Genomic DNA, 11635 nt, shown 5'->3' on the forward strand with positions numbered 1-11635 from the left:
GCGTGCCGGTTTCAGCGCGGTTCAGCCTGCCGCTGACCTTCGCTCGGCCTGACCGCGGGCAGGGACTGAGGGTCGCACAGGCTGTTGCGCTGACCCCGATGGACTGGACCGACCCGCGCCAGCCGGTGGGGTGGGTGGGCTACGATGCCGGGGCGCACGCCCTCGCAGTGCGACTGGGCGATGATCGGATCGACCCGCTCTCGATCATCGCCGATGCCGGTGTCGAGGGCCAACTCTTTGGTGCGCCGCAAAAAAGCCGGGATGGCTCCCTAGTGCTCTTGCCGCTGCTCGGGGGAGCGGCGGAGGCGGATGTGACGGGACGGTCCGTGCAGTTGACCTTCATGACCGAGATGGGACCGTTCGCACTGTCCCGCACCATTGCGCCGGCCGGGTCGACGGCAGCGGGCCAGTGATCTATGGTCCGGCGCTCCCCAGGGCGGGAGCGTGCGAAACAAGGCAGGGCAGACCACTTCCATGATCAAAGCCGGCGACAGGATCCCATCGGTCCCGACCAAGCTCGTCGACCAGAACGGCATCAGTGATACCACCTCCGACGCCGTGCTCGGCATCGGGCGGGTGGTGTTCTTCGGCGTGCCTGGGGCTTTCACTCCGACCTGCGACACCAGCCACCTGCCGGGCTTCGTCACCAACGTGAAGAAGCTCGCCGCACTCGGGGTCACCCGGATCGTCTGCGGCGCGGTCAACGACCATCACGTGGTCAAGGCCTGGGCCGAGCGGTCGGATGCCCTGGGCAAGGTCGACTTCCTCGCCGATGGCGATGCGCTGCTGGCCGATGCGATGGGCCTGTCGAAGCTGATTGCGGGCATGGGAAAGCGATTTGCCCGGTTTGCCATGATCATCGAAGCGGGTATGGTTAAGGATGTCTTCGTGCAGGACGTCGCGGGGGTGACGGTCAGCGGTGCTCCGGCGGTGCTGATGACCCTCGAGGCGCGTCAACCGGTGAGTGCGTGACGATGGCGCAGCGCAGTGAGATGAACGTGGCGACCGGCCTGCGGCTGCTCGCCGTTGGCGGCTTCGCGATCGCCCTTGCCGGCTGCTCGATGGGCAATATGTTCGCCCCAGCCCCCTCGGGCGGCGCCTCGCTGCAGAATGCCAGCCCGACCAAGGCGGAACTGAACACCGCTGCCACCAGCGCGCTGCCGGCGATCGCCACTGAATGCCCGCCGATCAAGGTGCGGGCGGGCGGCGAGGCGCTGTTCTACTACGGCAAGGGCAAGGTCGGGAATCCGCGCGACCTCAACTACCAGGCGGTGATCGACAAGCAGTCGCGCAACTGTGTGGTCTCAAACGGCCTGATCACGGTGAAGATGGGCGTCGTCGGCCGGCTGCTGCTCGGGCCATCCGGCAATCAGACCGAGATCACCGTCCCGATCCGCTTCGCCGTCGAGCGCGACAATGTCGCGATGTTCTCGGAAAAGTACGAGATCCCGGTGTCGGTGCTGCCGCCCGCGCAGTCGACCGAGTTCGTCAAGGTGGTGGAGAATGTCGCCATTCCCTATACGGGCGGCGAACAGATCGTCATCTGGGTCGGCTTCGACAGTTAGTTGCGCGCCGACGGTGGCGGATGGGCGAGGTGGTTGACTTCCGCCCGCAAACGCGGCTTAGCTTCCCTCGACTGCGGGAGAGTCCGGACCTCGAAAGGGGGCCGGCGCCGAAGGAGCAACCGCCCCGGAAACTCTCAGGCCAACGGACCGCAGTCGGACTGAACTCTGGAAAGCAGGCCCTCGACAGCACCCCGAATGACTGATTTCGGGACCATGCCAGCCGAGGAAAGCGCCTCACCGAAGGAGCAACTTGCCCATAGGCGGCAAGGAAATCTCTCAGGTTAGCGGACAGGGGGGGCACGAACGCGCGGGGGCTTGCGCTCGCGCGTTGCTGTGCAACAAACCCCGGGTGTCCCATGGCCAGTGCGCCAGACGCAGATCTGAAAACCGTCGTCCTCAACGACCGCCACCTCGCAGCAGGCGGCCGCATGGTACCATTCTCCGGCTACTCGCTGCCGGTGCAGTATCCGACCGGCATCATTGCCGAGCACAAATGGACCCGCGAGCACGCCGGCCTGTTCGACGTCTCGCACATGGGCCCGAGCTTTCTCGTGCTCGACCGGAAGTCCGGCGACGGCGAGGCCGACCACGCCGCCATCGCCGCGGTTGTGGAACCGCTCTGCTGCGGTGACATCAAGGGACTGAAGCCGGGTCAGGTGCGCTACACGCTGCTGCTCAACGAGGCGGGCGGCACGCATGACGACCTGATGATCGCGCGTCCGGCGGCCGAGGGCTGGGGCGGGGCGCTCTATATCGTGGTCAATGCTGGTACCAAGGAGGCCGACTTCCAGCGCATCGCCTCGGCGGCAGCCGGCAGGGCCACGCTCAACCGCTCCGACCACTGCGCGCTGCTGGCGCTGCAGGGGCCTGAGGCCGCGGAGGTGATCCGCACCCTGGTGCCCGGCGCACCCGAACTGGGCTTCATGCACTATGGCTCCTTCGCCTGGCGCGAGACGCATCTGGTGATCTCGCGCTCGGGATATACCGGCGAGGATGGTTTCGAGATCCTCGTCGATCCCGAGCATGCCGAGGCGCTCTGGGACCTGCTACTCGCCGATCCGCGCGTCAGGCCGATCGGGCTAGGCGCCCGTGACAGCCTGAGGCTCGAGGCCGGCCTGCCGCTCTACGGCCACGACCTCGACGAGACGATTTCGCCGGTCGAGGCCGGGCTCAATTTCGCCATCTCGCGGCGCCGCCGCGAACGCGCCGACTTCCCCGGCGCAACCCGCATCCTCGCTGAACTAGGCGGCGTACTGGGCCGCGTCCGTGTCGGCCTCGAGGTCGAGGGCGCACCGGCTCGCGAGGGCGCCGAGATCGTCGACGCCGCCGGCACGAGTATCGGTCAGGTGACCTCCGGCGGCTTTTCTCCCTCGCTCGGCCGCGCCATTGCCATCGGCTTCGTGCCGCCCGATTTCGCAGCGCCGGGGACGCGCCTCAGCGTCCTGGTGCGCGGGCGCACGCAAGCGGCAACCGTCGTTCCCACACCCTTCGTTCCCCATCGCTATGTCCGGAAGGCCAGCTCATGATCAAGTTCACCAAGGACCACGAATACATCACCGCCGACGGCACTGTCGGCATCACGCCCTATGCGCAGGAGCAACTGGGCGACATCGTCTTCGTCGAGTTGCCCAAGGTCGGCCAGAAGCTCAGGCAGGGTGACGAAGCGGCGGTGGTCGAGTCGGTCAAGGCGGCCTCCGAGATCTACGCCCCGGTTTCCGGCACCGTGACGGCGGTCAACGAGGCACTGTCGGGCGACCCGGGACTGATCAACTCTGCCCCGGAGACGGACGGCTGGATCTACAGGCTCGCCATCGACAACCCGGCCGAACTCGATGGCCTGATGGACGCAGCGGCCTATGCGGCAATGACCGACTGACGATTGATGCCCCCCCTCCCAACCTCCCCCAGAAGGGGGGAGGTGCCGACCGGTGAACCTGGCGCGATTGTGCCAAGGCCGCGGACCTTCACCTCCCCCCTTGTGGGGGAGGCCGGGAGGGGGGACCCCCCAACTGCCCAGAAGACGGACATGCATTCGACATGAGATACCTCCCCCATTCCGACCACGAGCGGGCCGACATGCTCTCGGTGATCGGCGTCGAGACCACCGCGGACCTGTTTGCGCGGGTACCGAAATCAGCGCTGCTGACCGAGTCGGTCGACCTGCCGCGTCATGCCCCCGAGTTCCTCGTCGAAGCGCATATGAAGGCGCTCGCGGCACGCAACCACGCGGCTGGCGACGGGCCGTTCTTCATCGGTGCCGGAGCCTATCGGCATCACGTGCCAGCGAGTGTGGACCACCTGATCCAGCGTTCCGAATGGCTGACCGCCTATACGCCATACCAGCCGGAGGTCTCGCAGGGGACGCTCCAGATGCTGTTCGAGTTCCAGACCCAGGTGGCGCACCTGACCGGCATGGAAGTGGCCAACGCCTCGATGTATGACGGCTCGACCGCCACCGCCGAAGCAGTGCTGATGGCGCGTCGGCTGACGCGGCGCAACCGCATCGTGCTCTCGGGCGGGCTGCATCCGCACTATCGCGACGTGGTCAGGACATACCTTGGCGATGGGCCCGATCTCGTCTGCCTGCCGGCCTCGCCGGAAGGGCAGGGCGACATCCTCAACCGCATCGATGTCGAGACGGCCGCTATCGTCGTCCAGACCCCTGACTTCTACGGCCACCTGCGCAACCTGAAGGCGGCGGCCGATGCTGCACACGCCGCCGGGGCGCTGCTGATCGTGGTGGTAACCGAGGTGATCTCGCTCGGGCTGATCGAAGCGCCCGGCACACTCGGCGCCGACATCGTGGTGTGCGAGGGGCAGTCGATCGGCAACGCCCTGAACTACGGTGGTCCTCATGTGGGGCTGATGGCGACGCGCAAGGAATTCATCCGGCAGATGCCCGGGCGACTGTGCGGCGAAACCGTTGACGCCGACGGCACGCGCGGCTTCGTGCTGACGCTGTCGACCCGTGAGCAGCACATCCGTCGCGAAAAGGCGACCTCCAACATCTGCACCAATGCCGGCCTGTGCGCGCTGGCCTTCTCGATCCACCTGTCGTTGCTCGGCGAATCGGGGTTGAGGAGGCTGGCGCGGCTCAACCACGCCAACGCCATCGCGCTGGCACGGGCACTTTCGGCCACGCCCGGCGTCCGGCTGCTCAACAAGAGTTTCTTCAACGAGATGACCATCGACATCGGTCGGCCGGCGGCCCCGGTCATCGAGCGCCTGGCCGCACGAGGCATCCTTGCCGGCTTGCCGGTCAGCCGGCTGGAACCGGGAGATCCCAGGGTCGACAGCCTGATCGTCCTCGCCGCCACCGAACTGACCACCAAGGCCGATATCTCGGCCCTGACCGAAGCCCTCGAGGAGGCGCTGAAATGAGCATGAACACGCAAGGACGCCCGACCGGAACCGGGACCGCCGGCGTTGCCCGCACCGGCTCCTCTTTGCTGCCCGCCGAGCCACTGCTGTTCGAGATCGGCGACACCGAACACTCGGGCGTCGACCTGCCTGAGGTCGAGATCGATGCCGGCTTCCTCGGCGGCTTCGAGCGGCACAGCCCGATCGATCTCGCCGGTTTGACCGAGCCTGAGGCGCTGCGGCACTATGTGCGGCTCAGCCGGCTCAACTACTCGATCGATAGTGGCATGTATCCGCTCGGCTCGTGCACGATGAAGCACAACCCGCGCCTCAACGAAAAGGTGGCCCGGCTGCCCGGCTTTGCCGATATCCATCCGCTGGCCCCGGTCGCCACGGTCCAAGGGGCGCTCGCCGTGATGGACGAACTCGCGCACTGGCTGATGACGCTGACCAACACCGCTGCCGTTGCCCTGAGCCCCAAGGCCGGCGCGCATGGCGAGATGTGCGGCATGATGGCGATCAAGGCGGCGCAGGAGGCGGCCGGGCAGGGCCACCGCAAGGTGGTGCTGGTGCCCGAGAGCGCCCATGGCACCAATCCGGCGACGGCGGCCTTTCTCGGCTACACGGTGAAGCCCGTGCCGGCCCGCGACGACGGCACGGTGGATGTCGAGGCGGTGAAGGCGGCGCTGAGCCCCGACGTCGCCGCGATCATGCTGACCAACCCCAATACGTGTGGGCTGTTCGAGCCCGAAGTGATCGAGATCGCGGCGGCCGTGCACGCGGCCGGAGCCTTCTTCTACTGCGACGGGGCGAACTTCAACGCCATCATGGGCGTGGTGCGGCCCGGCGACCTGGGCATCGATGCCATGCACATCAACCTGCACAAGACCTTCTCGACCCCGCATGGCGGCGGTGGGCCGGGGGCCGGTCCGGTGGTGCTCTCGGAGGCGCTGGCGCCCTTCGCGCCGGTGCCCTTCATCCGTCGCAACGGCAGTTCGCTCGACCTCACCGAGCATGCCGAGGCCGATCACCTTGGCCGCATCACCGCCTTTCACGGCCAGATGGGTATGTATGTAAGGGCGCTGACCTACATGCTGAGCCATGGCGGCGACGGCCTGGCGCAAGCGGCCAAGGATGCCGTGCTCAACGCCAACTACGTCAAGGCCCGGCTCGGTCGGGTCTTCTCGATACCGTTCCCCGGCCAGCCCTGCATGCACGAGGCCCTGTTCGACGACAGCTTCCTCGCCGGCACCGGCGTCTCGACCCTCGACTTCGCCAAGGCGATGATCGACGAAGGCTTCCACCCCATGACCATGTACTTCCCGCTGGTGGTGCATGGCGCCATGCTGATCGAGCCGACCGAGAGCGAGAGCAAGCAGACGCTCGACACCTTCTGCGACACCATGCTGGACCTGGCGAACGACGCACGTGCCGGTAACGCCGTCCGGTTCACTGCCGCCCCGACACGCGCCCCGCGTCGTCGCCTCGACGAAACGCGCGCCGCTCGCCAGCCGGTGCTCAAATGGGAGCGGAAGACCGCCCTGCCGCAGGCGGCGGAGTAGTGAGCACCCGCACCCTCTCCCCTCGGGGGAGGGGGTGCCGCGCACTGCCGGGCGAGGGCCGTGCACAAACGAAAATGCCCGCTTTCGCGGGCATTCGTTCGGTCAGCGAAGAGCCGAAGCTCAGTTCAGGCGTGCCGCCACGTCCTTGATCGACTGCTCGATCAGCGCGCCGCTCTTTTCGGTCATCTGCTTGGTGAGCAGAACCCGCGCCGCCTCGACCGCCAAGTCGGCGGAACGGGCGCGAACCTCGGCAACGGCCTGGGCTTCCGCCTGGGCGATCTTGTCGGCCACGGCCTTCTCGCGCCGGGCGACCATGGCCTCGAGCGCCGCCTTGGCGTCGGCGGTGAGGCGGAAGGCTTCCTCGCGGGCGGCGGTGACGATGCCCTCGGCTTCCTTCTGCGCTTCCTCGCGACGACGCGCGTAGTCGTCGAGCAGGGCCTTGGCCTCGGCGCGCAGCGCCTCCGCCTCGGCCAGATCGGTCTCGATCTGCTTGATCCTGTCGTCGAGCATCTTGGCGATGGTCTTGTGGATGCCGAAGTAGATCGCGATGCCGATGAAGATGACGAGCGCGATGGTGGCCCAGATGGTGGCGCCGGTCGTGGCGTCGTACCCGAAGCTCCACATCGACCTTACTCCTTGCTGACGGCGGCAACGGCCGCCTTGGCTTCGGCGGCGCTGACGCTGCCGGCGATCTTGGCCACCAGCACCTGCGCCGTCTCGGCTGCGATGCTGCCGACATTGGCCAGCGCTGCATCCTTGTCGGCCTGGATCCGGCCCTCGGCCTCGGCCACGCGCTTGGCGAGCCCCGCCTCGACGTCGGCCCGGCGGCCTTCGATGTCGGCCTTGATCCCCGCGCGAGTCTCCTCGGCGATGGCATGGGCGTTCTTGCGCGCCTCGGCCAGCGCCGCCTCGTAAGCGGCGGCGGCCTTCTCGGTCTCCTGACGGAGCCGCTCGGCCTCCTTGAGGTCGCCCTCGATGCGGGTGCGCCGGGTCTCGAGGATACCCCCGATGCGCGGCAACGCGACCCGGCTCATCAGCAGGTAAAGCGCCCCGAAGGTGATGGCCAGCCACAGCAGCTGCCCACCGAAGGTCGCCCCGTCGAAGGGCGGGAACACCTCGGAATGCGCTTCCGTGCCGGCATGTGTCTCGGTCGCGCCATGCGCGTCCGTGGCGGCATGCTCGCCACCGGCCTCGGCCGCGTGCTCGTCGGCAGGCGCGGCGACGACTTCGCCCTGCTGCAGCGCATCGCCGGCTTCGGCCTGCGCCAGAACGATGATGTCTTGGGTTGAACCCGCCATCTCGATACCCTTTACGGCCGCAATGGCCCCGGACGATCATCCGGGGCCGTCAATCGGTCGGTCCCGGCGGCCGGGGCCGCCCTTCGCGAAATCAGACTGCGAACAGCAGCAGCAGCGCGATGAGGAACGAGAAGATGCCGAGAGCTTCGGTCACGGCGAAGCCGAAGATCAGGTTGCCGAACTGGCCCTGGGCAGCGGCCGGGTTGCGCAGGGCGCCCGACAGGAAGCTGCCGAAAATATTGCCCACGCCGATGGCGGCGCCGGCCATACCAACCGCGGCGATACCAGCACCGATGAGCTTTGCTGCTTCAGCGTCCATTACTAGTCTCCTTTGAGAACTGCTGTGGCCTGCCGTCAGCGGCGGGCCGATGGGGGTGAAAACTCAATGCGACGGGTGGATCGCATCGTTGATGTACATCGAGGTCAGCACCGCAAACACATAGGCCTGCAGAGCCGCGACGAGGAACTCCAGCGCCGTAATCGCGACGGTCATGACCAGCGGCAGCAGCGCCCCGAGCCAGCCCAGGAAGCCGAGGCCGCCCAGCGTCACGATGAAGCCGGCAAACACCTTGAGGGTGATATGGCCGGCCAGGATGTTGGCGAACAGACGAACGCTGAGCGAAATCGGGCGCGAGAGGAAGGACACAACCTCGATCGGCACCACGATCGGCAGCACGTAGCCGGGCACTCCCGACGGTACGAACAGCTTGAGGAACTTCGGCCCGTTCTTGATGAAGCCGTAGACGATGACCACGAGGAACACCAGCATCGCCAGCGCGAAGGTGATGATGATGTGGCTGGTCACGGTGAAGAAGAACGGGATCATGCCGAACATGTTGGCCACGAGCACGAACATGAACAGCGAGAACACGAACGGGAAGAACTTCATTCCAGCCTTGCCAGCCGAGTCCGATACCATCTTGGCAACGAACTCGTAGAGCATCTCGGACACCAACTGCACGCGGTTGGGGACCAGGCTGCGCTTCTGCGTCGACATGATCAGGTAGGCCGCGATGGCACCCACCGTGAGGACCATGAACAGCGCCGAGTTGGTGAAGGAGACCCCGCCCTCGCCGAGCGAGACGATATCGGTGATCTGGAACTGGTGGATCGGGTCGACTTTGTTCGGATCGGCCAACTATGGTTCCCTTGAGGCTTGCGCCTTCACTCGTCGTCTTCGTCGTCCGGCACGCGCATCGCGGCCGTGGGCGGCGGCGCCGCCCGGTTCATTTCGGCCGCCGAACGGACGACGTTGAGCACGCCCGCCGCGAAACCGACCATCAGCATCACCAGCATCGCCCATGGGCCGGTGCCGAGCCACAGATCGAGCAGGTAACCCATACCCGCGCCGACCAGGATGGCCGCAATGAATTCCGACCCGAGCCGCAGGCCGCGGCTGAGGCCACTCATGTCGCGGACGGCGGTGGTGGTCACCTTGTCGTCCGCGCCATTTGCTTCGGCCCTGGCCCGCGCGATCCGCGCCGCGAGATCCGAAGTCAGGGGTTCACGCTTGCCATCGCTCTGGGGACGCCTGGTGTCGCGCGATTGGTTCATCCCGCTTCCCCTAACGCCTCCGGGCAAAACTGGAAATGGAGCCCCTTGAAGTCGCCGGCAACATAGTGGCGACCCCCAGCAGTGTCAAGGCTGAGAACGGACAGCTAAGGCGCTGAAAAAACGAGAGTTTTGTGCGGCGGGAGTGGATGTGACATTGAGTCATCCGCGACTCCTGCAATGCCCGACGCGCCCGCGGGGCGGCACCCGGGCCGAACACGATCCGGCGGTGTCGGAAACGGCCGGGCTCCCGCCCGCCGACTGGCCCGGTCAGCTTGCCGCCCGCACAACGTCCACGGCACCCTTGAGGTCGACCGAGACCAGCTGGGAAACGCCGCGTTCGGCCATGGTGACGCCGAACAGCCGGTCGACGCGCGCCATGGTGATCGGGTTGTGCGTGATGACGAGGAAGCGGGTCTCGGTGCGGGCGGTCATTGAATCGAGCAGATTGCAGAAGCGCTCGACATTGGCATCGTCGAGTGGCGCATCGACCTCGTCGAGCACGCAGATCGGCGCCGGGTTGGTCAGGAATACCGCGAAGATCAGGCTCATCGCGGTGAGCGCCTGCTCGCCGCCTGAGAGCAGCGTCATCGTCGTCGGCTTCTTGCCGGGCGGACGGGCGATGATCTCGAGCCCGGCCTCGAGCGGATCCTCGCTCTCGACGAACTGCAGTTCCGCCGTGCCGCCGCCGAACAGCGAGGTGAACAGCTCCTGGAAGTAGACGTTGACCTTGTCGAAGGCCTCGCTGAGCCGCGAGCGGCCCTCGCGGTTGAGGCTCTGGATGCCGGCCCGGAGCTTGGCAATGGCCGCGATCAGGTCGTCGCGATCGGTGACCATCAGCTCGAGCTTCTCGCGCACCTCCTCGGCCTCCGCCTCGGCGCCCAGATTGACCCCGCCCAGCCGTTCGCGCTCGGCCTTGAGCCGCTCCACCTGCTGCTCGACCTGCGATTCCTGTGGCAGGGCGTGTTCGGGACGGATGCCGGCGAGCTGCGCCGTCTGAGCCGCGGCGATGCCGAGCGTCTCGTGAACGGTCCGCTCGATCTGGTGGCGCTGGGCGGTGAGCCCGCTGATCCGCTCATCGAGCCGCGCCAGCTCGGCACGGAACCCGGCCAGGGCCTCGGCGGCGAGGCGCTGCGCCCGATCCGCCTCGCGGTGTCGCTCGCTGCCGAGCGCGAGGGCATCGGTGGCCGCCTTGTGCACCTCGCGCGCCGCGGCGATCTGCCGGTCGAGTTCGCGCCGGCGGTCCACCAGCCCCTCGGGCGAGGCATCGAGCCCGGCAAGCTGGGCAGCGACCTCTGCGGCGCGCGACTCGAGCGTTGCCAGTTGCCCCGCGGCACCGTCGCGCCGGCGCTGCCAGGCCTCGGCATCGCGCGCCAGCTGGGCCAGTCGGCCGTCGCGCAGCCGGGCGACCGACTCGAACTGGCCCAGATGCAGCCGTGCTGCCTCGGCCGCGCGTCGCAGCTCGGCGAGTGCGGACTGGCGAGTCACGGCGAGCGTGGCGGCGTCGGCCTCGTCGGCGAGACCGGCGAGCCCCCGTTCGGCCTCGACCACCGTTGCCGCCGCCTCGGCAAGGCCCGTGGACAGCCGGGCGCGTGTCTCCTCGAGAGCCGCCCGGCGGGTGGCCAGCTCGCCGAGCGCGCGCTGCGCCGTGTCGAGTTCCGCCTGGGCCAGGGCAATGTCGCGCTGCGCCACGCGCCAGGCCTCGCGCCGCGCCTTCTCGGCGGACCGTGCCGCGGCAAGCGCCTCGGCGAGACCGGCGGCGTCGGCGCGCCGACGGTTGCGTTCGGCGCGGGCCGCCTCGATCTCGGCGCTCAACTCGGCGAGCCGGTTGCGCTGCGCCAGCCGTTCGGCCGCGGCGGTCGGCGCGTCGGCGGCGGCGACGAGGCCGTCCCAGCGCCAGAGCGCACCCTCGCGGCTGACCAGCCGCTGTCCGGGGCGCAGTGCGGCGCAAAGCGCGCGGGCGGCGGCGGCTTCGACCAGACCGACCTGTGCCAGCCGACGCGCCAGCAGGGGGCTGCCCGAAACGTATCGCGAGAGCGGCTCGACTCCGGCGGGCAGGGTGGGATCTTCGGTGCCCGTCACCGCGCTGAAGTGCAGCGGCGCCCGGTCATCGCTCGACGCCTCGAGATCGTCCCCGAGCGCCGCGCCGAGGGCGGTCTCGTAGCCAGGGACGACCGTCAGCAGATCGGCGATTGCCGGCCACCGGCGGGCCCCGCCATGATCGAGGATGCGGCTCAACGTCTGCGCCTCGGCTTCGAGGCGGTTGAGGCTGGCCTCGAGGCCCTGCAGATCGGGTCGC

General features: G+C 67.9%; 12 protein-coding genes, 1 pseudogene and 1 riboswitch. Of the genes and pseudogenes, 7 read left to right on the forward strand and 6 right to left on the reverse strand.

All coding sequences use genetic code 11. From position 1 onward, the window contains the following. From ACE3TU_RS13070 to gcvPB, 7 genes are all read left to right on the forward strand, one after another. A partial coding sequence (locus tag ACE3TU_RS13070) for a hypothetical protein (protein WP_374624836.1) occupies positions 1 to 413 on the forward strand: 413 nt, incomplete at its 5' end. A gap of 61 nt (positions 414 to 474) precedes the next feature. Beyond that, positions 475 to 972: a redoxin family protein gene (locus tag ACE3TU_RS13075; RefSeq protein WP_374624838.1), complete on the forward strand. Its 498-nt coding sequence runs from the start codon at positions 475 to 477 to the stop codon at positions 970 to 972. A gap of 2 nt (positions 973 to 974) precedes the next feature. Beyond that, entirely contained in the window at positions 975 to 1565 is a 591-nt protein-coding gene (locus ACE3TU_RS13080) for a hypothetical protein (protein ID WP_374624840.1), read from the forward strand. A gap of 64 nt (positions 1566 to 1629) precedes the next feature. Next, positions 1630 to 1725: riboswitch (glycine riboswitch) on the forward strand. A 196-nt stretch (positions 1726 to 1921) separates the two neighbouring features. Beyond that, positions 1922 to 3091 carry a glycine cleavage system aminomethyltransferase GcvT gene (gene gcvT / locus ACE3TU_RS13085; protein ID WP_374624842.1) on the forward strand — a complete coding sequence of 390 codons (1170 nt, stop codon included), beginning with the start codon at positions 1922 to 1924 and terminating at the stop codon, positions 3089 to 3091. Next, the gene (gcvH, locus tag ACE3TU_RS13090) at positions 3088 to 3441 is read left to right on the forward strand and encodes a glycine cleavage system protein GcvH (RefSeq protein ID WP_374624844.1); all 354 of its coding nucleotides are present in this window, start codon (positions 3088 to 3090) and stop codon (positions 3439 to 3441) included. Before gcvT ends, gcvH begins: the two co-directional genes overlap by 4 nt. A gap of 161 nt (positions 3442 to 3602) precedes the next feature. Continuing rightward, positions 3603 to 4946 (forward strand): aminomethyl-transferring glycine dehydrogenase subunit GcvPA, encoded by a 1344-nt coding sequence (gene gcvPA, locus ACE3TU_RS13095; RefSeq protein ID WP_374624846.1) that lies wholly within the window; start codon positions 3603 to 3605, stop codon positions 4944 to 4946. Further along, a complete protein-coding gene (gene gcvPB / locus ACE3TU_RS13100) occupies positions 4943 to 6487 on the forward strand; it encodes an aminomethyl-transferring glycine dehydrogenase subunit GcvPB (RefSeq protein WP_374624847.1) in 1545 nt (514 codons plus the stop codon). The genes gcvPA and gcvPB overlap by 4 nt, the downstream gene beginning before the upstream one ends. 120 nt (positions 6488 to 6607) lie before the next feature. Here gcvPB and ACE3TU_RS13105 read toward each other — a convergent pair whose 3' ends face one another. From ACE3TU_RS13105 to ACE3TU_RS13130, 6 genes and pseudogenes are all read right to left on the reverse strand, one after another. Beyond that, on the reverse strand, positions 6608 to 7111 hold the full coding sequence (locus ACE3TU_RS13105; protein WP_374624849.1) for an ATP F0F1 synthase subunit B: 504 nt from the start codon (positions 7109 to 7111) through the stop codon (positions 6608 to 6610). 5 nt (positions 7112 to 7116) lie between these two features. Next, complete coding sequence (locus tag ACE3TU_RS13110) at positions 7117 to 7785, reverse strand: F0F1 ATP synthase subunit B (RefSeq protein ID WP_374624851.1); 669 nt, start codon at positions 7783 to 7785, stop codon at positions 7117 to 7119. 91 nt (positions 7786 to 7876) lie between these two features. After that, a complete protein-coding gene (locus ACE3TU_RS13115; RefSeq protein WP_374624853.1) occupies positions 7877 to 8104 on the reverse strand; it encodes a F0F1 ATP synthase subunit C in 228 nt (75 codons plus the stop codon). Positions 8105 to 8167: 63 nt separating this feature from the next. Further along, entirely contained in the window at positions 8168 to 8923 is a 756-nt protein-coding gene (locus ACE3TU_RS13120; protein WP_374624855.1) for a F0F1 ATP synthase subunit A, read from the reverse strand. Between the two features lie 26 nt (positions 8924 to 8949). After that, the gene (locus tag ACE3TU_RS13125) at positions 8950 to 9339 is read right to left on the reverse strand and encodes an AtpZ/AtpI family protein (RefSeq protein ID WP_374624857.1); all 390 of its coding nucleotides are present in this window, start codon (positions 9337 to 9339) and stop codon (positions 8950 to 8952) included. 267 nt (positions 9340 to 9606) lie between these two features. Further along, positions 9607 to 11635: pseudogene (locus ACE3TU_RS13130) on the reverse strand (chromosome segregation protein SMC); the annotation flags it as partial.

This window comes from Devosia sp. (assembly GCF_041917035.1).
Lineage (GTDB): Bacteria > Pseudomonadota > Alphaproteobacteria > Rhizobiales > Devosiaceae > Devosia_A.